The organism is Paenibacillus sp. FSL R5-0345 (genome assembly GCF_000758585.1).
GTDB lineage: Bacteria > Bacillota > Bacilli > Paenibacillales > Paenibacillaceae > Paenibacillus_AQ.
Map to the genome: position 1 here is coordinate 2283764 of NZ_CP009281.1, position 21975 is coordinate 2305738.

19 protein-coding genes and 1 pseudogene are annotated in these 21975 nt (G+C 42.3%); 9 read left to right on the top strand and 11 right to left on the bottom strand.

The genetic code is table 11. From position 1 onward, the window contains the following. Positions 1-53: 53 nt before the first annotated feature. The 3 genes from R50345_RS09770 to R50345_RS09780 are packed head-to-tail and all read right to left on the bottom strand — an operon-like array spanning position 54 to position 3680. Entirely contained in the window at positions 54-1817 is a 1764-nt protein-coding gene (locus tag R50345_RS09770) for an extracellular solute-binding protein (RefSeq protein WP_052414546.1), read from the bottom strand. A gap of 43 nt (positions 1818-1860) precedes the next feature. Then, on the bottom strand, positions 1861-2829 hold the full coding sequence (locus R50345_RS09775) for a carbohydrate ABC transporter permease (protein ID WP_197069768.1): 969 nt from the start codon (positions 2827-2829) through the stop codon (positions 1861-1863). Then, on the bottom strand, positions 2826-3680 hold the full coding sequence (locus R50345_RS09780) for an ABC transporter permease subunit (RefSeq protein ID WP_231574111.1): 855 nt from the start codon (positions 3678-3680) through the stop codon (positions 2826-2828). The genes R50345_RS09775 and R50345_RS09780 overlap by 4 nt, the downstream gene beginning before the upstream one ends. A gap of 506 nt (positions 3681-4186) precedes the next feature. Here R50345_RS09780 and R50345_RS31255 point away from each other — a divergent pair. Next, a complete protein-coding gene (locus tag R50345_RS31255) occupies positions 4187-4336 on the top strand; it encodes a hypothetical protein (protein ID WP_231574114.1) in 150 nt (49 codons plus the stop codon). Between the two features lie 152 nt (positions 4337-4488). Here R50345_RS31255 and R50345_RS09785 read toward each other — a convergent pair whose 3' ends face one another. Further along, positions 4489-5253 (bottom strand): helix-turn-helix transcriptional regulator, encoded by a 765-nt coding sequence (locus R50345_RS09785; protein ID WP_042132030.1) that lies wholly within the window; start codon positions 5251-5253, stop codon positions 4489-4491. A 304-nt stretch (positions 5254-5557) separates the two neighbouring features. Here R50345_RS09785 and R50345_RS09790 point away from each other — a divergent pair, with 304 nt between their 5' ends. Next, positions 5558-6022: a DUF2269 family protein gene (locus R50345_RS09790; protein ID WP_042126112.1), complete on the top strand. Its 465-nt coding sequence runs from the start codon at positions 5558-5560 to the stop codon at positions 6020-6022. Here the strand turns inward: R50345_RS09790 and R50345_RS09795 are convergent. The 7 genes and pseudogenes from R50345_RS09795 to R50345_RS09815 form a co-directional block, all read right to left on the bottom strand. After that, on the bottom strand, positions 5994-7154 hold the full coding sequence (locus tag R50345_RS09795) for a glycosyltransferase family 4 protein (RefSeq protein WP_042126114.1): 1161 nt from the start codon (positions 7152-7154) through the stop codon (positions 5994-5996). The two genes, R50345_RS09790 and R50345_RS09795, sit on opposite strands and share 29 nt — an antisense overlap. A 101-nt stretch (positions 7155-7255) precedes the next feature. After that, positions 7256-8098, bottom strand: a complete 843-nt coding sequence (locus R50345_RS09800) for a sugar phosphate isomerase/epimerase family protein (RefSeq protein WP_042126116.1) — start codon at positions 8096-8098, stop codon at positions 7256-7258. Positions 8099-8148: 50 nt separating this feature from the next. Next, positions 8149-8442, bottom strand: a pseudogene (locus tag R50345_RS31885) (enolase C-terminal domain-like protein); the annotation flags it as partial. 75 nt (positions 8443-8517) lie between these two features. Then, positions 8518-8847: an enolase-like domain-containing protein gene (locus R50345_RS31890; protein ID WP_231574117.1), complete on the bottom strand. Its 330-nt coding sequence runs from the start codon at positions 8845-8847 to the stop codon at positions 8518-8520. Between the two features lie 13 nt (positions 8848-8860). Next, positions 8861-9193: an SGNH/GDSL hydrolase family protein gene (locus R50345_RS31895; RefSeq protein ID WP_231574119.1), complete on the bottom strand. Its 333-nt coding sequence runs from the start codon at positions 9191-9193 to the stop codon at positions 8861-8863. Then, the gene (locus R50345_RS09810) at positions 9190-10311 is read right to left on the bottom strand and encodes a prolyl oligopeptidase family serine peptidase (protein ID WP_231574121.1); all 1122 of its coding nucleotides are present in this window, start codon (positions 10309-10311) and stop codon (positions 9190-9192) included. The genes R50345_RS31895 and R50345_RS09810 overlap by 4 nt, the downstream gene beginning before the upstream one ends. Positions 10312-10421: 110 nt before the next feature. Next, complete coding sequence (locus tag R50345_RS09815; protein ID WP_042126117.1) at positions 10422-12767, bottom strand: AraC family transcriptional regulator; 2346 nt, start codon at positions 12765-12767, stop codon at positions 10422-10424. A 178-nt stretch (positions 12768-12945) separates the two neighbouring features. On the opposite strand from R50345_RS09815, the gene R50345_RS09820 reads away from it, so the two are divergent. The 7 genes from R50345_RS09820 (at position 12946) to R50345_RS09850 (ending at position 21964) form a co-directional block, all read left to right on the top strand. Beyond that, the gene (locus R50345_RS09820) at positions 12946-14463 is read left to right on the top strand and encodes an extracellular solute-binding protein (protein ID WP_042126119.1); all 1518 of its coding nucleotides are present in this window, start codon (positions 12946-12948) and stop codon (positions 14461-14463) included. A 177-nt stretch (positions 14464-14640) separates the two neighbouring features. Further along, positions 14641-16200, top strand: coding sequence for an extracellular solute-binding protein (locus R50345_RS09825; protein WP_042126120.1), 1560 nt, complete (start codon positions 14641-14643; stop codon positions 16198-16200). Between the two features lie 167 nt (positions 16201-16367). Beyond that, positions 16368-17303: an ABC transporter permease gene (locus R50345_RS09830; RefSeq protein WP_231574253.1), complete on the top strand. Its 936-nt coding sequence runs from the start codon at positions 16368-16370 to the stop codon at positions 17301-17303. Positions 17304-17324: 21 nt separating this feature from the next. Beyond that, entirely contained in the window at positions 17325-18200 is an 876-nt protein-coding gene (locus R50345_RS09835) for a carbohydrate ABC transporter permease (protein WP_042126124.1), read from the top strand. Positions 18201-18243: 43 nt separating this feature from the next. Beyond that, entirely contained in the window at positions 18244-19347 is a 1104-nt protein-coding gene (locus tag R50345_RS09840) for a glycoside hydrolase family 88/105 protein (RefSeq protein ID WP_042126126.1), read from the top strand. Between the two features lie 111 nt (positions 19348-19458). Next, on the top strand, positions 19459-20580 hold the full coding sequence (locus tag R50345_RS09845) for a glycoside hydrolase family 88/105 protein (protein ID WP_042126128.1): 1122 nt from the start codon (positions 19459-19461) through the stop codon (positions 20578-20580). A gap of 22 nt (positions 20581-20602) precedes the next feature. Continuing rightward, positions 20603-21964: a glycoside hydrolase family 28 protein gene (locus R50345_RS09850; protein ID WP_042126130.1), complete on the top strand. Its 1362-nt coding sequence runs from the start codon at positions 20603-20605 to the stop codon at positions 21962-21964. The last annotated feature ends 11 nt before the right edge of the window (positions 21965-21975 follow it).

The following is a 21975-nucleotide window of genomic DNA, read 5'->3' on the forward strand; positions in this document are numbered from 1 at the left end:
GCAGACCGGATCTGGCTGTTTGGAACGTCCCTTATCTTTGTTGTAGTAACGAATTATTGGCTAGCAACTGCATCCTTACGCAGTTTAACGATTTTTTGTGCTCTTTCTGTATCCATAGCAATGACATCATTCCAACCGAGACCGACCACATCACTCTTCAGCTTATTCCAGAGCTGATCGAATTCTGCTTGATCTTTGGCAAATATCATTTTCCAAGAGGTGTTTTTAACATAGTCAGAGATCTGGCTTCGTTTATTCTTAATATCCGACGAATCTGACCCGAGACTTGTATTGATATTTGGCACAATATCGATCATATTGTTTTTCTGATAGTACTCCGTCGGGGTGCTCGCATTATAAGTATTCTGCCATTCCTTAGTTAGAGTAGTCTTATTGGCCTCGATGGTTGAGCTCCAATAATTGTTGTTGTAAAATTCACCTGTTTCCGGATCTACTACAAAATCGCTCATAATCATAGTATTGATCTTGCTCTGCCCGTCTTGATATCCTCCGCCTCCGTACTGTTCAGGAACGGGGGTATTTTCTTGGAATGCGATTTGTCCTACTTCAGTCAGCTTAAACTTGCCATCAGACATTTTTTCATAATTGAAGCCTTCAAATCCATTGGTATAGTAGCGAAGACCTTCAGGTGATACTAGCCAATCCATGAATTCAATGATTCTTTCAGGATTTTTTGCTTTTGAACCAATAGCAAATACTCTTCCGTTTCCGAAGTAGGCATCGCTATTCTGGATAATGTGGGTATCGGCGATCGGAACGGCAACATTACCGTCACCTTTAGTGCCTCTTTCAATGGTGTTGTAGAAGCCTCTTTGCCAGGAATACCATAAGAGTAGAACCTGTTTATTGGTCAGCTTTTCAGCGACTTTATTCCAATCCTGGGTTGCCGAGTCAGGGTCAACCAGCCCCATCTGATTGGCGTCATGATAGAACTGGAGGATTTTCTTGTACATACTGTTGTCGTCAACGAGCGGAACGATATCGCCTTTTGCATTCAACTGAATGGTCGAGGTTCCGTCCGGCTGCTCATAGCCATACCAGTTGCTTAACCAACGAACGTTTTCCATACTTCCATTGTCCCAGTCCTTCCACAGGGTGATCGGAACAATCGCTTTTCCTTCCGGTGTCTTTGGGTATTTCTCCTGCATCTGCTTTAGTGCATTCAGCAGATCTGTCAGATTGTTCAGCTTGGGAGATCCGATTCCCTTGTAATAATCCCAAGGCATAATCGGACTGGAGTAAGGGATTTCTTCTGAGTATGTTGTTGGGGAAGTGTCTGATACAAAAGTGGGTAAAGCATATATTTTACCTTCAGGATTTATACTTTCGAACGCAGCATTAAAGGGCTTGAAGTGATTGTCCACATATTTGGACAGGTACTCCGTATTTTTGATCCTATCCGTCATATCCATAATCATACCCGCCGGAATTAACTCCTCCAGCTGACTATTATCAATGATAAGGAGGTCTCCCAAATCTCCCGATGCTGACCTTGTCTTGTATAGTTGATCACCGGCAACCTGTGGAGACAGAATATTTAAGGTAATATTGAACTTATCCTTAATTAGTTTTCCGTACCATCCGGTCTGCTCTCCCTGATAATTTGCTGCGTTGTTAAACACGGTAATCGTCAGCGGCTTGCTATGATCAATTCCTCCACCCGGATCGGAAGTCTCGGTTGCTGTACCTGCATTGTTGGCATTGCTGCTGCATCCGCTGAGTACCGCCGTTCCAAGAAGAAGAGCGGTGCCAAAGATCAGCATAGACTTTCTTGCCAGCTTACTATGTTTATTCATTTACAGCCCCCCAAAAATGATTAATTAATCATAATCGTGCCAATTAACCCTTGACTGCGCCAATGATAATTCCTTTTACAAAAAATCTTTGGAAGATCGGATAAACAAGCAAAATAGGTGCGACAACGATGATAGTAACTGTCATACGAATGGATGTGGTGGTTTGCTTGGTGGATAGACTGGCCATGGCGGTTGATCCGGCATTTTGCAAATTGACCATGGTAGATAGGGAGCTGGCTTGATTGATGTAGTTATACAGAATAAACTGCAAACTATACAATTTGCTGTCCGTAACCAGCAGTAGCGTGTCCTGAAAGGCATTCCACTGGTCCACTGCCGAAAATATAGCGACTGTAGCCAATATCGGTTTGCTGATAGGTAAGATAACCTTGTAAAAGATCGTTATAATCCCGGCACCGTCAATGCTGGCTGCCTGCTGCAATTCCTTCGGCGTTGATTCCACAAACGTTTTTACAAGAATGATAAAAAAAGGAGCTACAATAGCCGGCAGAATGTAGGCAAGGAAATTGTTAGTCAGATGCAGGGATCTCATGGTCAAATACCAGGGGATAATGCCGGCATTAAAAAACATCGTAAGAATGGTAAACCGATACCAGAATTTTTTCCCCCACATATCCTCCTGGGCAAACATGAATCCCAAAAAGGCAGAGGCCCCGACTGTCAAAAGTGAGCCTATAACCGTTCTCCCCAAAGAAATGACAAATGCATTCCATAGTCCAGGGATCTTAAATACGTCAATATAATTCTGGAAGTGGATCCCCTTGGGCCAAAACACAATTTCACCCTTGGCGCTGAGATCATTGGCGCTGATGGTATTAATGATGATCGAGTAAAACGGATATACACAAACAAATGCAAAGAGAGTAAACAGGATATAAATGGTAGCCGAAATCATTTTATCGGTTGTTCTGACCTGCATTTTAGTTCTTCTGGAGAAGTTCCGCTTATTTTCCTTGGCCTTCGGGGAAAGTCCAGTCTGGTTGTCACTCATACAATGCCCTCTCCTCTAAACAATTTGGACAGCCCGTTTACGGAAAAAAGAAGCACAATGCTAATCAGACTTTTCAACATACTGATAGCGACGGAAACGGAATAGCTGCCGCCTCCCATGGCTAGATTGTATACATATAAATCTAATACCTGTATGGACTCTTTGTTGAATGCATTCTGGAAAACAAAGTATTGCTCCAGTCCATTGTTCAGGAAGCTGGCAATCTGGAGCATCAAGAGTACAAAATAAGTCGGCAGCATACTTGGCAAAGTCACATGCCTGATAACCTGCATTTTTGTTGCACCGTCAACATAAGCCGCTTCATACAGAGACTCATCAATGCTCATAATTGCTGCTATATACAAGATGGCCGACCAACCTAGTGATTTCCATGTAATCCATACCCACATAGTAATCCAGACATGGTCCGAGTTCTGAAGTAAGAGTACAGGAGAATCAATAAGTCCCATCTGGCTCAAAAAGCCGTTGACGACGCCTTCACTTGAGAACATAGAAAATGCCAGGGAATATACGAGGACCCAGCTGATAAAGTTTGGAAGAGTGGTTACTGTCTGAATAAATTTGCGAAAACGCACGGCTTTGATCTCTGTCAGGAAAATTGCAAAAAACATGGGAAGCCATGAGAAAAGGATACTCAGCCCGCTTATGCCGAACGTGTTTTTGATGACCTGTAACAGTTGATCAACCTTCACCTGATTTTCTACCAAGGAGCGAAACCACTTGAGACCGACAAAAGGCGCTTGTGATAGCGGGATCGGCGGCATATAGTCAAAGAATGCATAAACCCATCCATAGAGTGGGTAGTATGCAAAAACAGCAAGTAAAACCATAAAGGGCGAGATATAAAGAAATTTTCTAAAAGAATTGCTCCTCATGCTGTGACTGCGCATCTTGTCACTCCTTTTTGTGAAATCAATGCGTTTAAACGACCAACTTTGAGGTCCTCCCCCTTTCATAAACTAGACATACTTCAACTTGAAGATGGCTCCTGATGAATGGTGAATTCTTCAATCCCTTTTATTGATAACGCTTACATAACATAAAACCATAATAAATTAACAGTTCTCTTCAAACAATGACCTATCCTCACCAGTTATTGATCTATTGTTAGATGGAACTTAAAAAATTAAAATTTATATATTTTGAGACCTAATTTAAATTTTTCGAACTTCTGAGCAAAAATTTCAAAGGGCGCTCTGTCCCGTGAAGAAGAAGAAACTGCCCATTCGCTGACAACAAGTTGTGTATATCTCTAGCAACATCAATCATTGATATGTTCGAATAACAACTTGGATTGAAGCCACCGTGGGATGGAACTCATGGAATAGTTTTGAACATGAATTTTAGGATGCTGATTTACTGGCAGAATGATATGGATATGTTCGTGGTCGGAATGTACGGGGCAGCAACATCAATTTTATCGGGAGCCAAATTGACGGTTGCAACGATGTGGAGTACAAAACACATTTTTCTTTATGGAGCATGATGGGATTATCCCAGAATTGCAGCGACATTTCCCTTTGATCAACGGTCAGCTTAAAGAAGTCTATATCAACGTCTCCGTCAGTATAGACTATCTTGAGGACTAGTTTTCAAAGAAAAAGTAGTGTGATATTTCTTCACATTTCTCTTTCCGCTTTAACCCCTTGCATACTTCTGGTAGTTTCTCGGCGTATGTCCGGTCAATTGTTTGAATTGCCTGCAGAAATGCTCCACATTTTGATATCCGCACCGGGAAGCGACTTCAGCAATGCTTTGAGCATTGTGAATTAAGTATTCTTTTGCCATACGGATTCGGCTGTTGATAACGTCATCCATGCAGGAGATTCCAAACGTTTTTTTGTAGATGTTCTGAAGATAACCAGGACTGATTCGAAGAAAATCCGCCATCTTCGAAACTGTCCAGTAATCGCCCGGGTTAGTTTGAATAGCGGTACGCAGTTTCAGTAGTTTGTAGTATTGAGGTGTAATATCATCTTGGAAGTAGGATTCCCATAGTTTGTTGAATAACGTCCGGAGTAAATAATCGACGGAAGATTCTTTACAATCCCGGTTAAAATTATGCTCGACGACAAGCAATTCAAACAACTTGTGGCAGTAGTCCGGATCACTCAGGGCAAAGGGAACCCCAAGCGGAAGGGGAGATTCCGTAATATAAGGTTCATTGGATTCGAAGCGGATCCAATCATTGATAAAATGATCAGCGCAGGCCCGATAATAGACTTTCTGCAATGGACGATAGAGAATTGCGCTGTGAGCAGGGTATTCCTTGAACCCGCCATTTACCCAGAATTGCGCTGGGGTCTTGGTGATTACAAGAAGCCAGTGATAGCCCACAGGAACATCTATAACAAAATTGCTCGCGTGTGTAGTATTGTACTCAACATAATGAATAAGGGCCATCTTTTCCCCTCCTAGCAAGGATTCCATTATTATAACATAATGAAAAATAGGATTAAGATTAACCATGACTAATCCTCTTTGTGATAGTCTAGAATTGAACTGCTATATGATCAAACTGCAAGTGAAAGTACAGTCATGAGAGTTACGGTAAAATAACGAAGCAATAGTTAAAAAAGCGCCTGCGTCGGTCATATCCGGCTAGGCGCTTTTTCAAGATTATCTAAGATTTAAAGGATTCTGCAAGACTATTTCTCCTATCATCCTCATATGAATCTAAACAACGAATGATAGGGGGATTGTAAATATGGATTTGACGCATATCGTCTCAAAAATTGTGGTAGTTATACATGTTATAGCATCCATAGTAGGAATTGGGCCAGCTTTTGTGCTGCCAATACTGACAAGCTCAGCCAAGACAGGCAGCCAGCTTCGTTTTGTATTTGGTATTATGAAGAAAATAAACAGGTTCCCTAAGACGGGTGGGATCACCCTGATCGCCACAGGCATTTTGTTAATGATCATTGATAAAATGGGCTTGTCGGTGTTGTGGATCAATCTGTCGTTATTATTTTTTATCGTGATAGAAGTTATTATTATTGGATTTGTTGAGCCTCGATTGAAAAAGCTGACCAAGCTCGTTATGACAAGTGAAGGCGAAGAAATCCCAGTAGGCTACAGCGCCGCTATGAACAAGATCGCTCCGTTAGAAGCAGCTGTACATGTGCTCACTATCGTCATTATTATACTAATGGTAGTAAAGCCGGTATAAGGTCGAAACGTCTATGCTCAAGAATCTCTTCATAATCGTGAATGAGTCCATCGAAAATGCTCTCCCACGAGCGGTCGAGTGCCAGCTGTCGACCCTCATACCCCATAGCAGCCAGCTTGTGGGGATGCTCTATACTTGCACAAATTTCACGAATAAAAGCATCCGGGGAACGAGGTGAGGCAATCATTCCGTTGCGACCGGGTGTGATCAGATCCTTTACCCCGCCTTCATTTACGGCGAGGACAGGCAGCCCCGAAGCCATAGCCTCAAGGACAACATTGCCGAAGGTTTCTGTACTGGAAGGAAAGACGAATAGATCAGCTGAGGCATACAATTGAGCCAGCTCTTCACCGTGCTTATAGCCTGTAAATGTGACATTATGCGGCGCCTGTGTTCTCATCTCTGGGAGAAGGGGGCCATCTCCAACGACTAGCCAATGCACCTGAGACTGTATAGACTCAGGCAATTGCTGCATGGCGAGAGCTAGGGTGTTGATATCCTTTTCAGGTGCAATCCTTCCCACATATAGAAGCAGTAACGGTGCGGTAATTCCGTAACGATCGCGGACCTGATGGCTGCGTTTTTTCGGAGTATAGAGATTACAGTCGATGCCCCTAGACCAAAGCTTTAAACGTTGAAAGCCTTGGACTTGGAGGGAATCGAGTGTTTCGTTGGAGGGCGCGAAGGTAGCATCGCAGGACCGATGGAACCACTTCATGTACTTCCAATAGAGTGGGACGATTCTTTTCATCCGGTAATATTCAAGATAGCGGTCAAAATGGGTATGGTAGGAGGCGACATGAGGCAGACCATACTTTCGCGCATAACGCAGGCCGCATAAGCCGATATTGAACGGAGTTGCCAAATGCAGCAGATCAGGACGAAAAGCTTTTAACTCTGACTGGATGGAGGACATATTCGGCAGTGCGAGTCTACATTCTGGATATAAGAAAAAGGGGATACTGGTAATGGGACGTATGGGATCGGCATAGCTGTCTTCAGGAGCAGATTTCGGCGAAAATAGCAGATGCTCGATACCTCGCCGGTTCAAATGAGTGGTTAAGCGCTGAAGCGTGAGTGAAACACCATTCGTTTGCGGAAGAAATGTGTCTGTAAATAAAGCAAGACGCATAGAACCCCTCCCAGGTACTCTTGATGTCTTGATCATAACAGTCCTTTATTTCATGGAGGTCAAACGGATGTTAAACAGAATATAAAAATCCACGCTTCACGCTACACTTCTTCATATATCCCCTGTAAAAAGGCAATGCTCTCACCCAAATGTGATTCCGGAGTGCTTTCTAGTATGCCTTGAATATGCGGGCGCTCGTATTTCATATAACGAAGAATCGGCTCGAATTCTAGCCATCCCTGACCCACAGGAACGATCTTGATGGCTCCATCCTGCACGATAAAATCTTTTAAATGAATAATGGCAATTCGATCTCCTAAGAGCTTTAAAGCCTCCGTAATAATAGCTTCTTGATGTAAGTAATTTGTTGGCGACATTAGATTAGCGCAATCCAATATGATCTGAAGATTGTTAGAAGAAATCTCATCCAGCAGTCGGCGAGTTAAGGATGCGGTGTACAGCGGATGATGGAGTCCAGCTTCAATTCCTACCGTCACACCAAAATGCTCGGCCTCTGCCACCATAGCTTTTACCGATGTAATTACCTCTTGAAAAGCCTCTTCTGTAAAATTATCTGTGGTAAACCCAACTCCCACACTTCCGGTTTCCGTACCAACCAGATTAGCGCCGAAATCTCTGGCCAAGCGCAGATGGGTACTGAACGCGGCTAATGCTTGTGCCCGTTTTTTTGGATCGGTGTCTACAATATTTACATAACAGCCAAGCACCGCAATCTGAATACCTGCTTGCCTAAAGGCATTGCCATAATAACTGGCCGTTCCAGGGCTGATAGCCGTAAGACTAGGGGCACTATCAGGAAAAGACTTCTTAAGTGCAAACTGGATATGAGCGAAATGATAGGACTTAATTTTCTCAATTAACTCATGCAATGGAACTTGTGTGAAATCATGTGCTCGAACACCTAGATGAAGGGGAATGCTCATATGATTAATCGCTCCTATTAGAATTGTTGTTTGTGAGGTGCTAATTTGTCTCAATCAAAGGTAACCCCAGTGCCCGTTACTTCAGGCGCAATAGCCATCCCATTGTCTTTATTAATCACTAGAGGATGTGTAGTGTATTGATCGATAGGGAAGCTATGCATTTCGAGATACCCTGCATTTGGCATAGCCGCTAACAAAGTAACATGTAATTCCTGCATCCCATGTGTAGAGACGGAGAGGTTATAAGCTTGAGTTAAGTGAGCTACCTTTAACCAGCCTGTAATCCCCCCTATATTGGAAGCATCGGGTTGAGGGAAATCCACATGACCATATTGCAGCATGTGATGGAATCCGGTTAGCCTTCAAACCCATATCTAAATATTTTTGATTGTTTAGGAGGAGCTTTTCTAATGGGAAATTTAAATCAATCGCGCCGCCATAGCATTTGACCTCATTACTAGCACCACCCAGAAGTTTGTAGAGAGGTTCATCTGCTCCCAGATACTTTCTACACAGCTGGCATCTTTGCCAATTAAGATATGTGTTAATTCATACGCAATTAGTGAGCAGATCGCTTTGCCGCCAAATCCGCCAGTATAGGTATAACCTACCCCTTCACGACCGTCATCCGTTCTAATTTTGACAATGGGAACTTCAAAGTGAGTATGCAGGCCATGTTTTGCGTCCTCCATGATTTCTGGCAAAGGGATACGATAGTACTCTGTAATAACTTCTTTAATTAGAGACATCTGTAATCACTCCTTATAAAAGTTGTTGTAAGTTTGATATAGGGGAGGCTGTGTTTTGTTTAAGGGCTTGAACCACAAGTTTAGCAATTTGCTGAGCACCTTCATCTGAAAAATGCGTATCATCCGTAACTCCGTTTGGGTAATTGGGATGTATATTTTCTGGCAAATGCATGAATAATTTCTTGGATTCTTCTTCACCTAATAAACAATAGAGCGCTTGCGAAGCTGCGAAAATATCAAGCAGCGGTGTTTGCGTTTCTTCAGCTACCTGTCTCATGGCTTCGGGATAAGCGCCTACAGCAAGCGGGTCAAGCTGTCCATCTGAAGTAAATCGGCGGCGACTCACAGAGGTAGCAGAACGGGAATACCTCCTAACTGCCGAGCAGCTTCTATATATTGAGTAAGGTTGCGGCGATATTCAGTGTCGGGATCGGTGTAACGCAAGGGATCTTCTTTTTTCTCATCGTTATGCCCGAATTGAATAAAAAGGTAGTCGCCAGCTTTGAAGTCTTTAAGGATGGCATCCAGGCGGCCGTCTGATATAAAAGATTTAGTACTGCGGCCATTAATGGCGCGATTCTCAACTCGAACAGAAGTCCCAAAATAACTTTGCAGGTATTCACCCCAGCCGGTCATTGGTTTTTCTCCAGCACCCTTAATAGCCGCAGTGGAATCGCCCGCAATAAATAACGTGGGTGTTATAAGTTCTTCTGTGTTAGTGTAGTGATGTTCCCTTAACCAATTCGCAGCAAGGGAAAGCCATTGCCGGCAATGAGGATGTTCTTTAGCAAGCCCTAAACCATGCCGTCCTTCTTCAAAGATATGTAGTTCAAATGGGATCCCTTGCTCCGATAGTGCATTTGAGAACAACAGACTGTTCTCTACAGGAACGCTGGCATCATTTGCTGTAGTCCAGATAAAAGTTGGAGGTGTCCGTGAAGTTACCTGTGATTCTGATGAAAAGGAGCGCAGCTCCGCTGGGGCTGGATTGTCTCCTAGAAAATGAAGTCGGCTTCCCATGTGGGCATAAGGCGCTTGGAAAGTGATCACTGGGTATCCTAGCAGAAGAAGATCTGGTTTCTCTGCTCTTGTGGTAGAGAAGATAGACGCTAGGTGTCCGCCTGCCGAAAATCCGATCATCCCAACTTTGTTTGAGATTACATTCCAATGTTGTGAGGCGCCCCTAATCCACCTCAGAGCTTCCTCAACATCATCTAACAGTGAAGTGACGCTAAAATCTCCGACCTGATAATCTAATACACCGGCATGAATACCTAGACTGTTCAGCCAATGAGCGACTGGTGCTCCTTCATGTTTAGCTAAATGCTGGTAACCCCCTCCAGGCAATACCAATATAAAAGGGCGTGGCTGGTCCGTCTTAAGCGGATAGAGGGTAAGTAACGAGGTTTCCGGAGAAAGCTCAGCTTGCTCTGTAGGGTTAGGGTGTAGACGAAAGCTCAACATTTCGTTCCATTTCCTCCTTAAAAGGGTATATGCACACGTTAATATATTTTCAAAAAAAAGAGAGACTCTTTTTTTTTTTGATTCCACCTGAGCAGTATTTATGGTCTTTTTTACATCGATTCGTCAAAGGTGGATTTAAGTTTTGTGCCAGCATTGTGCTCCCGGTATTGTCCAGGTGTCATGCCTTCCTGTTTACGGAAAGAGCGAATGAAGTTCTGAGAATTGTTGTATCTTAATTTGGCTGCAATATCTTTAATGGGCATGTCGGTTTCCTTTAGCCATTTTTTCGCCATTTTAAATCGGTACATTGTTAAATATTCGCTAAAATAGTACTGGGTCTCCTTGCGGAAGACACTGCTGATATAGTTGGCATTATAATGCAGACGTGAAGCACACTCTTCTAAAGTAAGATCGGTATCATAATCATGCTGTATCAAATCGATGATCTTCTCGGAAATGTTGTGGTATTGCGCATTCTGTCTGCTGTTAAAAATCTTGATCATCGGATAAATGACCATGCTCCAGAACCAATCCTCAATCTCCGTCACAGTATGAAGATCATGCAGCTCCTCAAATATGGAACCATTGGCATGATAAATTTGATTCAAGCTAATACCGGATTCCTGCATCATAATGAGTAAATTATTGAGCAGGCGCGTCAACGGGATCTGGTACTCCTGCGGTGACAGCTCTTGGGCAAAGATCGATTTAAAGAGAAAATGAATAAGCTCCTTGGCTTTTTCCGTTTCAGCCAGCTTGATAGCATCCAGTAAATCATTTTCTTTATGGGTAGGGTAGTTCAAGTTCAGATAATGTTTGCCAGAGTTAATATTTTCGTACTGGATAATGACACCCTTGCCAAGCTTAATCCGATGCTTTAGTGCTTCAAGGCCTTCTCTGTAAGCAATGGATAACTTCGGTAAGTCGTGGAAGGGAAGGCTCAGCCCAATACTCACCTGTACTTTGAGGTAATTATTGATTTCTTGTTGAAGCTTCTCCGTAAGTGAATATAGAGTTTTGTGAAAAGACTGAGTATCACAGTTCGGACTCCCCAATAATACGACCACTGCATGGTCCATAATTACAGGAGCCAGTCGTTGTTCAGGGCAGACTAACTCTTCAATCATATTGTGGGCAGCGAATAATAAAAGATTAAGATCTTTTTTCTCATAACTGGAATCTTCGGCAAAATCGATCGACAACGTAATCACAGCCATCGTCTTCCATTCTTCGAGTTGCTTGTGATAGCCGAATTGTTCCAGCTCTTCGAGCAGATCACGCTTCTTAACGTTGCCATGGAAAGCATTGATTAAGAAGAAGGTACGAACCTGCTGGATATGCTGACGGACTTCTTTTTCCAGCTGAGATTTAGATTGAAATAAAGAATGAACCTGTTCTCCGATAATCTGAAATTCATTTGTATGTCTGGATTTGATATCCGGTTTACGTTGGCCCATCTGATTGAGAAGTCTTTCAATAGGTGTATACATCCGTCTTGATCCGATCCATGCCAAGAGAATGGAGAGAAGAAGCATAAAGGTACATACGAATATCGTAAACAGACCGATTTTTTGAGACTCTTTCGTTAAACTCTCCATGGATGTGACCGAAAGATAAACCCAGCCATTCATCTGAGAGCGCATGTAAGTGACAGCGTAATTTTTCTTGTGGATCACGGTTTTGAACTGTCCTGAAAGTTTGGAGGGATTAGCAATGAAAGAATCTTCTGTAAAACCGCCTTCCCTCATAGGCTTCCCGATCAAGTTGCGGTCCGGATGGAGCAAGAACCGACCTTCCTTATCCAGAACGATAATATCGTCGAGTGGCTGTACATCAGAATTAATGAAATCTTGAAGACTGCAGACAGGAATATTAGCTAAGGCGAGCCCATACTTTTGCAGCTTATTGGTCGGGAGTTTCTTGATAAGACTAATGCTGTAGTTACAGCCAGTAACGTTGATGCTTTCCTCGCTATAAAATAGGGAGGATGGGTTCAAAATCCACGAGGTATCTTCGGCGATATTCATCAGATTAGAGAGCTGTGCATAGTTCTTGTATTCATCCAAACGATAAACACCCGAATTTTTGATCATCCAATTTTGCTGCTGATTTAATAAGATGACATCTTCCAGCTTCGTATCGAAGGATTGCATATTGCGAATTTCGTTTCTTAAATCATTGTACAAAATGAAATCGGTTTCATTTAAAGGGTTATTTAGTGCTTTTTTTAATACACTGGAGTTGATCACTTGGTTTAATGTTTGATTGACAGTTGTTAACTTATGTTCTACATTTGAGGTGATTTGTAAGATAAGTTCCATTTTACTGTTGTTAACGTTTTTCTGAATTTCTTTTGATGATGTGAGATATGAAAAAGAACCGATGAACAATACAGGCAGCGTGCTAATTACAAAGGCAAACATCGTTAGCTTACTTAGAAAGCTTAATGGTCTCACGAGACTCAGCACCTTTACTTATGTAGAAGTAGACACTTGTTCTAAGTGTATGTAACTTGGTAGGAAATAACAATAATCATCTCGCTTCGCGATAATCATTAGCTCTAATTATGCTTATAAAATGTAAAATCTTCAAGCTTTCAGGTGATAATCCTTACAATATCTAGGAGGCCACAAAATGTCTAGAGTATCAATGGATAGAAGGGCAACGATGTATTTCTGTTTATTTGCTTTGCTCGTTTTCTCTTTCTTAAGCGCTTGCAACAATAAGGAATCTGCCGATTCCGGCCCAAAAGTGTCTCCCCCGAGTATCTCAATTTTGGCGCCCCTTCATTTTCCGCAACAGCCCTCGAAAGAGATTATGGCAGAGATCGAAAGGCTGACAGGTGTGAAGCTAGATATAAGGTGGGTTCCAGAGGGTGTCTACACGGATAAGATGAACACGGCGCTTACAACCAATTCCCTCGGAAAGGTCACATTTGTAAAATTCTCAGATTATAATCTGGTGAAAAATGCTATTCGTTCGGATGCCTTTTGGGAGATCGGCCCATACCTTCAGGAGTTCTCCAATCTTAAACAACTGAACCCCGCCATTCTTAAGCAGACTTCTGTAGATAGTAAGATCTATGGCTTATATACGGAACGCCCCTCTTCCAGACAGGGGGTTATTATACGCAAGGATTGGCTCGACAATCTTCATTTAAATAATCCGCAAACACTGGATGAACTATATGAGGTCATGAGACAATTTACATACAACGATCCAGATCAGAATGGCAAACAGGATACCTACGGATTAGTCGATCGAAATGATCTTGTGTATGGGGTATTTAAGACGTTAAGTTCGTATTTTGGCACACCAAATAATTGGAAACTAGAGAATCATCAATTTGTACCTGAATTTGTGACCGCTGAGTATATGAACACTATGAATTTCATGAAGAAATTATATGATGAGAAAATTATTAATCAGGATTTCGCCTTAACGAGCAAAGAAGTACAACGCGATAAGTTCATTAATGGTATTGCTGGTGTATTTATCGGCAGTATGACAGATGTAAAGCGGCTGTCTATTGAAGCTCAGAATTTGAATCCAAAGGCAGAACTTACATTAATCAATCGGATCGAAGGGCCTGAAGGATATAAGGTGTGGTCGATACCCAATTATAATGGACTCTATCTCTTCTCCAAAAAAGCCATTGCTACTGAGGATGAACTCCGCCAGGTACTCGAATTCTTTGATCGAACCATGGATAAAGATGTAGCGAATATAATGATGTATGGGTTTGAAGGGCGCCATTATAAGCTTGAGGAAGGAAAAATCATTCTTCCCGAGGAGACTTCGGAGCTGCGGGTGCAAGAAGTAAATCCGTTATATTCTTTGATGATTGCAGACATTAGTAATAAGAACATTATGGAGGTGGCTCAGAAGGAGCAATTGACCTCACTTGCGGATCAGCTAAGTAAAGATAATGAATCTTTTCTGGTCGACGATCCGACCGTGTCTTTAAGCTCTTCTACCTATGATGAAAAGAATGTGGAATTGTCTACAATCATTGTGGACGCTACGTACAATTACATACTAGGCAATATAACCGTTGAGGGATTCCAGAAGGAAGTTGAGAAATGGAGAGCCAACGGAGGAAATCAGATTATTAAGGAATATGGTGAGGCTGAGCTTGGGATAGAGAAGTAAATAGGTTAGTTTGATCCACTGCGGATGACGCAGTGGATTTTTTTGTGTTATCACCATAATCATTTGCTCAGATCCCTTTAAGAACGGCCCTTTATGGGGAAATGATTGTTTTCGTAACTTTGCCAACGATGTAATGTGGGACTCGTAACCAATACAAATTATGGAGGTCAAAATGGTATGAAGAAGAAATCCTTCACCATGTTGTTGACATCACTGTTAGCACTCAGCACATTGCTGGCTGGATGTGGTGGTAACAACAATCAAGCAAGTTCTGAAACTGCAAGTAGTGAGAGCACTGCTAAGCCGGTAGAGACAGAGGCAGCAAAAGAAGATGTAAAAGAAGAGCCGACACAAATCAAGATTATGCTTCCATTAAATACGACTGATACACCACCTGACACGATTAAGAATGAAGTTGAGAAATTGACCAACACGAAGTTGACGTACCAATTTTTCCCTGCTGATACTTACGAAGAAAAACTGAATTCATCTTTTGCGACTGGCTCACTGCCGCAAGTGACGTATTTAAAGAATCAAACAACCTTCATTCAGATGAAAGAAGCGATTAAAGACGGTCAGTTCTGGGAAATTGGTCCTCTCTTAAGTGAATTCCCGAATCTGAGTAAATTGAAACCTGAAATTCTGAATAACACCAAAGTGGATGGCAAGTTGTACACCTTGTATATCGGCCGCCCTCTGGCACGTCAAGGGATCATCTATCGGAAAGACTGGGCAGATAAATTAGGACTTGCTGCACCAGCTAATGTAGATGAATTGTTCGAAATGGCTAAGGCCTTCACGGAACAAGATCCAGACGGTAATGGAATAAAAGATACTATAGGTATTGTTGACCGTAATGAGTTGACCTATGGTGCGTTTAAAACAGTCTCATCTTGGTTTGGAACTCCGAACTCATGGGGAGAGAAGGATGGCAAATTAGCACCTGAATTTACCTTCGATGAGTATTTCGATACGATGGACTTCTTCAAAAAAGTTCGTGAAGGCGGATACATGAACCAGGATTTTGCTGCTACTAGTAAAACGGATGCTGTAAACATGTTTACATCTGGTAAAGCAGGGCTCTATATCGGAGGCTCTATACAAGATATAGATACCCTCAACAAAGATACCATTAAGCTTTTCCCTGATGCTGTTCTAGATACGCATAGTATGGTTGCGAGTCCAGAAGGTAAATATGCGCAATGGATGATTCCCGGGTATAACAATGTCGTCATGTTCCCGAAATCTGCTGTGAAGGATGAGGCAGAACTCAAGAAGATCCTTGCTTTCTTTGACCAAATGATGACACCAGAAGTAGCTAACTTGATGTATTGGGGAATTGAAGGGACTCACTATACCGTTGTAGACGGTAAAGCGAAACCTGCGGATGACAAAGATTTGATCGAACGTGAAGTTAAGGGCTTCAAGGATAGTGTTATCGGAGAATACGAAACTAATGGCATGTACCAAAGTTATAACGTTCTGCCAGGCCGTATTCATGCAGAAGAATTGGTACTTGAGAACGTTAAAGTGGGTGTAGCAGATCCAACAGTGGCTATGGACTCAGCTACCTACACTGAAAAAGGTGTTGAGATTCAACAAATTATTACAGATGCAACCTACAAGTATATGTATGGACAGCTCGACAGAGCTGGATTTGAAAAAGAGGTTGAGAATTGGAAGAGCCGTGGTGGAGATAAAATTATTGAAGAGTACAACGCTTTATACAAAAAATAGTAACCCGTGCTCGAATAGTTAAACGATATAGCTGAAAAGGTTGTTGATCTTGTTTCAACAACCTTTTCTATTCCTCACAGGGTTCAGTAATATCGTGTTTGAATAAAGAAGGAGAAAGGAAGAGTATCATGCAGGATGTCACCGCACAGCCTAGTTCAGCCCCGAAAATGCAGCCTGAGCCAGAGATTTATAAAAGCAGCAGCGTACTAAAAAAGCGGCTGTGGAGAAATAAATTGCTCTACGTCATGCTAATACCGGGAGTGCTATATTTTATTATTTTTAAATATCTCCCTATGTATGGATTAATTATCTCATTCCAAGACTATAAGCCTTATAAAGGAATAATGGGCAGTGATTGGGTGGGTATGAAGCATTTCAGCAGGTTGTTCACAGAGCCGGATTTCTTAAATATATTGGTGAACACACTTGTGCTTTTCGGGATGAATATTCTTATCTATTTCCCGATTCCGATCATCCTTGCCCTGATGTTAAATGAACTTCAAGGCACCTTTTTCAAAAGAACTTTTCAGAGTCTTTTCTATATACCCCATTTTTTGTCGTGGGTTATCGTCGTCTCCATTTCATTTGTTATGGTCACGATGGATGGAGGGATCATCAACGAGTTACTTTCCTATTTTGGATTTAAACAAATCAATTTCCTGCTTGACCCAGGATGGTTCAGGCCCATGTATATTATTCAGGTGATTTGGAGAGAAGCAGGCTGGGGAACGATTATTTATCTCGCTTCCATTGCTGCCATCGATCCAGGGCTTTACGAAGCATCACGTATGGATGGAGCTGGACGAATCAGACAAGTCTGGCATATTACTCTTCCAGCGATTAGAGGGGTAATTATCACATTATTTATTCTGAAAATTGGTTCCGTTCTTGATCTTGGATTTGAACATGTATATCTGCTACTTAACTCCATGAATCGAGAAGTCGCGGAAATTATCGATACGTATGTTTATACTGCTGGTCTAAGACAAGGACAGTTTAGTTACAGCACAGCCATTGGATTCTTTAAATCGATTGTTGGCTTGATTATGGTAATGTCGGTCAATAAATTATCTAAGAAAATGGGCGAAGAAGGCGTTTATTGATATGTTCTGGGAGGAATTGAAATGGTACATGATAAAACAATCAGTAGTAGAATTTTTTCGGCTATAAACTTTACGCTGCTAGCGCTCATAGCTTTAATTACCATTCTTCCGATTATGCACGTTGTAGCAGGCTCATTTACAACGACTGCAGAGCTAGCGGCTAATAAATTTGTACTGATACCAAAAGTGTGGAGTCTGGAAGCTTACAAGTATATCTTCTCAACGAATACAATATTTAAAGCCATGGGTGTTTCCATTGGTGTCACGGTGATTGGTACATTCTTCAGTTTGTTAATCACTTCTCTGATGGCTTACGCTCTTGCTAGAAGAGATCTGGACGGACGTAAAATGGTTAACTTTATGGTTGTGTTCACCATGCTCTTTCATGGTGGAATGATCCCAACTTTCCTCGTAGTGAAGGAATTAGGACTAATAGATACGTACGCATCACTTATTCTACCTTCAGCGATTAGTGCATTTAACATGATCATCCTTAAAACATTTTTTCAGAATATACCAGATGGTCTGGAGGAGTCAGCCAAAATTGATGGTTGTAATGACTTCGGAATTTTATTTCGAATTGTATTGCCACTATCCTTACCTGCGTTAGCGACTATCGGATTGTTCTATGCGGTTACGTATTGGAATACCTACATGAATGCGATTCTGTATTTGGATGATAGTACGAAGTGGCCAATACAGGTTCTACTGAGACAAATTGTTGTGCTTGCCAGCGGTATGGATCACAGCGCTACACTGGACGCTGCTGCTCCACCGCCAGATCAAACGATTAAAATGGCTGTTATCGTTGTAGCTACTCTACCAATACTATGTGTATATCCATTCCTGCAAAAGCATTTTGCTAAAGGAGCAATGTTAGGTTCTATGAAGGGCTAATAAGCATTGAAAGAGAGAATATTCTGATGGAGGGAGTTTGGAGATGACTGTCAGTGCACCAACAACACCCATAGAGTGGGCAAAAAAAGCTTGCGATTCATTAATGGATACTTACAAGGCGGGAGAACTTCCTCCAGCTCATCGTTGGCACTACCATCAAGGTGTATTTTTATGCGGTATGGAGCTATTGTGGAATGTATATCAAGAAGACCGCTATATTCAGTATATTCAGGCATACGTGGATGATTTGGTAGATGAATACGGTAACTTTTATTTTGCCCGTGATGAGTTAGATGCCGTTCAAGCCGGACAACTGCTGTTTAACCTTCATAAGCGGACAGGTAAACTCAAGTATCGCATTGCTGCAGAGAAGCTGAGGAATTTATTGCTTACGTTAAACAAAACCTCTGAGGGTGGGTACTGGCATAAGGATAAATATGCTAACCAAATGTGGTTAGACGGGCTTTATATGGCAGGTGTATTCTCGTTAAAATATGCTAATGTCTATGGCGATTCTAGCTTGCGTGATACGGTTCTCCATCAGGAGAAGTTAATGCGCAAGCACATGAAAGATGAGACAACCGGGTTATTATATCATGCTTGGGACGAGAGTCGCCGGATGCCGTGGTCGAACCCGGAGACAGGCTGTTCACCAGAATTCTGGAGCAGATCGTTAGGGTGGTATGGTCTCGCATTGTCGCAATTTCTTGATCTGTTGGCCGTCCATGATCCCGCTCGAACTGGATTATCTTCTACTTTAAGTGAATTCGTTGATGCCCTTATTCGTTATCAAGATCAAGAGAGTGGGCTTTGGTATCAGGTCGTGGACAAGGGGCACGAGCCGGATAATTGGCTTGAGACCTCAGGGTCATGTTTATTTGTCTACACGATTGCCAAAGCCGTGAAGCATGGCATTGTAAGTGATACAGAAATGGCTACAGCTGCAGCTAGAAAAGGCTATGAAGGGTTAACCAGGTTGATTCAGTGGGATGACCAGAATAGATTAATTTTGCCGGACATCTGTATCGGTACTTCGGCTGGGGATTACGAGAGTTATGTCACTCGACCTAAAGTTAAGAATGATTTACATGGCGTGGGCGCGTTGGTGATGGCTTGTGTGGAGATGCAGAGTTTAATTCAAGATTGATTCGTTCGTACATTACTATACAATGACTTGATTCTCTCGGACTGAGAATCAAGTCCTATTATTTTGTGGGAGAAGGTAGTACTTAAATTTAATAACATTCAGGGGGTTGGGATGAAGAGATCACATTGGGCAATTCACACGGCAGACTCTATCATGGCGAGGACACCAAAGCTCTATGAGGATAAAGGCTACAACGGAAGCTGGACCTATGACTATGGTGTGGTGTTGAATGGATTTGAATGGCTGTGGAAGCAAACTGGCGATGCGAAGTATCTGCAATTCATTCAAGATCATATGGATTACTTTATTCAGGAAGATGGCAGCGTTAAGGGCTATCATTTGGACGAGTACAATATCGATCACATTAATAACGGGAAATTATTATTCACACTATATAAAGAAACCAAGCAGGAAAAATATAAACAAGCGGCTACCTTATTTAGAAAACAGCTAAAGGCACATCCGCGAACCTCGGAAGGCGCTTTTTGGCATAAAAATATTTATCCCTATCAAATCTGGTTGGATGGTCTTTATATGGGTGCACCTTTCTATTTGGCCTACTTGCTAGCCTTTGAGGAAGGGCAGGGGCTTGAAGATGTGACGAAACAATTTATTTTATGTGAGAAGCACACTAAAGATTCGGAAACGGGTCTGCTATATCACGCATGGGATGAACAACATATTCAGCCTTGGTGTGACCCCGAGACAGGGCTATCTCCTAACTTTTGGGCGCGTTCACTTGGCTGGTATCTTATGGCTTTAGTTGATGTTCTAGAGTTATTGCCGAGTGAGCATGCTGATTATCCAGAACTGGTCCGAATTCTAAACGATACTTTAACTGCTGTGAAGAAATATCAGGATCCTGAATCAGGAGTCTGGTATCAAGTAGTGAATCTGGGGGAACGCAAAGGGAATTATTTAGAAGCTTCTGCTTCCAGTATGATTGTGTACGCTATGGCAAAAGGTATTCGATTAGGCGTGTTAGAGGCTAGTTGGTACGAACCGTTAGACCGCGCGTTCCAAGGACTTATCAGCGAATTTGTACTAGAAACCAAAGAAGGTTGGGTCAATCTAAATAAAAATTGCCAAGTGGCGGGGTTAGGTGGAGTGGACCAAAGAGATGGTACCTTTGCTTATTACATTAGTGAGCCTATTGTCACGAATGACCAAAAAGGTGTGGGTGCTTTCCTACAAGCCTGTGTGGAATACGAACAATTAAGAGGCTGGATCTGATATAGAACAGGAGTGCTATAGTATGTCCGTATATAATATTGACGATTTTGGTGCGCTTAAGAATAGCGGAATGTTAGCGACAGAAGCGATTGCGCGTGCGATTGAAGCGGCAAGTGAGGCTGGTGGAGGAACTGTTTATGTGCCAGCTGGCACTTACTATACGGGTGCGATTGTTATGAAAAGCAATATTGAATTAAATTTAAATCCAGGAACGATCCTTTCATTCAGTACGAACCCTGTGAATTACCCTGCGGTGGAATGTAGATGGGAAGGGGTGAAGCAGCAGGTTCATACACCTTGTATTCATGGTAAAGGTTTAGTCAATATATCGATTACCGGAAGCGGAACTATTAATGGTAATGGTAAGGCATGGTGGGATGTATTTCGGAACCGTCGGGAAGAGCTAAAGTACCCCCGTCCGACTTTGATTGGCTTTGATAGCTGTCAGCGGGTAACGATTAAGGATGTCTCGCTGGTGAATTCTCCTAGCTGGACCGTTAATCCTGTGGCCTGCTACAATGTGACGATTGATAACCTGTCCATTTTGAACCCGGCTGATTCTCCGAATACAGATGGTATTAATCCAGAGTCCTGTACGAATGTTCGGATAAGTAACTGCAATATTGATGTAGGTGATGACTGCATTGCTATCAAAGCAGGAACTGAAGATACGAAAGAACGTATTCCATGCGAGAATATCACGATCACAAACTGTACCATGGTTCATGGGCATGGTGGAGTTGTTCTTGGAAGTGAAATGAGTGGAGATATTCGGAATGTAACCATTAGCAACTGTGTTTTTAAGCAAACCGATCGTGGCATTCGTATGAAATCAAGACGGGGTCGTGGTGGAACTATTGAAGACATTAGGATCAGTAATATTGTAATGGAAGACGTCATTTGTCCATTTACTCTGAATCTATACTATTTCTGTGGGCCGCGCGGGAAAGAAAAGTATGTGTGGGATAAAAATCCTTATCCGATCACTGATGAAACGCCATGCTTTAGACGCATCCATTTCGCCAATATTACCGCACGTAATGTTCATGCTGCTGCGGGATTCTTATATGGACTGGCGGAGCAGTATGTATCGGAGATTACTTTTTCAAATATTGATATCTCTATGGCAAGTAATGCGGTTCCCGGGCATCCGGATATGATGACAGGAATCGAGAACATGAACAATCGCGGATTTTTCCTAGGCAATGCAAGGGATGTACAATTCCAACAGGTGACTATCGAGAATCATGAAGGACCTGCTTTTTACATTGAAAATGGCGAAGCAATAGAGATCGTGAATTGTCAGTCCAAGAACACGAAAAAGCCGGAGAAACTAGTAGAACAAGTTACCGTTTCGCCCACAGAACAGAATGTGTGTCCGTAAAGGGGGGAAGC

Excerpts from the sequence above, each read along its gene's own strand:
- R50345_RS09770 (WP_052414546.1), bottom strand. The coding sequence starts at position 1,817 with ATGAATAAACATAGTAAGCTGGCAAGAAAGTCTATGCTGATCTTTGGC.
- R50345_RS09775 (WP_197069768.1), bottom strand. The coding sequence starts at position 2,829 with ATGAGTGACAACCAGACTGGACTTTCCCCGAAGGCCAAGGAAAATAAG.
- R50345_RS09780 (WP_231574111.1), bottom strand. The coding sequence starts at position 3,680 with ATGGTTTTACTTGCTGTTTTTGCATACTACCCACTCTATGGATGGGTT.
- R50345_RS31255 (WP_231574114.1), top strand. The coding sequence starts at position 4,187 with ATGAATTTTAGGATGCTGATTTACTGGCAGAATGATATGGATATGTTC.
- R50345_RS09785 (WP_042132030.1), bottom strand. The coding sequence starts at position 5,253 with ATGGCCCTTATTCATTATGTTGAGTACAATACTACACACGCGAGCAAT.
- R50345_RS09790 (WP_042126112.1), top strand. The coding sequence starts at position 5,558 with ATGGATTTGACGCATATCGTCTCAAAAATTGTGGTAGTTATACATGTT.
- R50345_RS09795 (WP_042126114.1), bottom strand. The coding sequence starts at position 7,154 with ATGCGTCTTGCTTTATTTACAGACACATTTCTTCCGCAAACGAATGGT.
- R50345_RS09800 (WP_042126116.1), bottom strand. The coding sequence starts at position 8,098 with ATGAGCATTCCCCTTCATCTAGGTGTTCGAGCACATGATTTCACACAA.
- R50345_RS31890 (WP_231574117.1), bottom strand. The coding sequence starts at position 8,847 with ATGTCTCTAATTAAAGAAGTTATTACAGAGTACTATCGTATCCCTTTG.
- R50345_RS09810 (WP_231574121.1), bottom strand. The coding sequence starts at position 10,311 with ATGTTGAGCTTTCGTCTACACCCTAACCCTACAGAGCAAGCTGAGCTT.
- R50345_RS09820 (WP_042126119.1), top strand. The coding sequence starts at position 12,946 with ATGTCTAGAGTATCAATGGATAGAAGGGCAACGATGTATTTCTGTTTA.
- R50345_RS09825 (WP_042126120.1), top strand. The coding sequence starts at position 14,641 with ATGAAGAAGAAATCCTTCACCATGTTGTTGACATCACTGTTAGCACTC.
- R50345_RS09830 (WP_231574253.1), top strand. The coding sequence starts at position 16,368 with ATGCAGCCTGAGCCAGAGATTTATAAAAGCAGCAGCGTACTAAAAAAG.
- R50345_RS09835 (WP_042126124.1), top strand. The coding sequence starts at position 17,325 with ATGGTACATGATAAAACAATCAGTAGTAGAATTTTTTCGGCTATAAAC.
- R50345_RS09840 (WP_042126126.1), top strand. The coding sequence starts at position 18,244 with ATGACTGTCAGTGCACCAACAACACCCATAGAGTGGGCAAAAAAAGCT.
- R50345_RS09845 (WP_042126128.1), top strand. The coding sequence starts at position 19,459 with ATGAAGAGATCACATTGGGCAATTCACACGGCAGACTCTATCATGGCG.
- R50345_RS09850 (WP_042126130.1), top strand. The coding sequence starts at position 20,603 with ATGTCCGTATATAATATTGACGATTTTGGTGCGCTTAAGAATAGCGGA.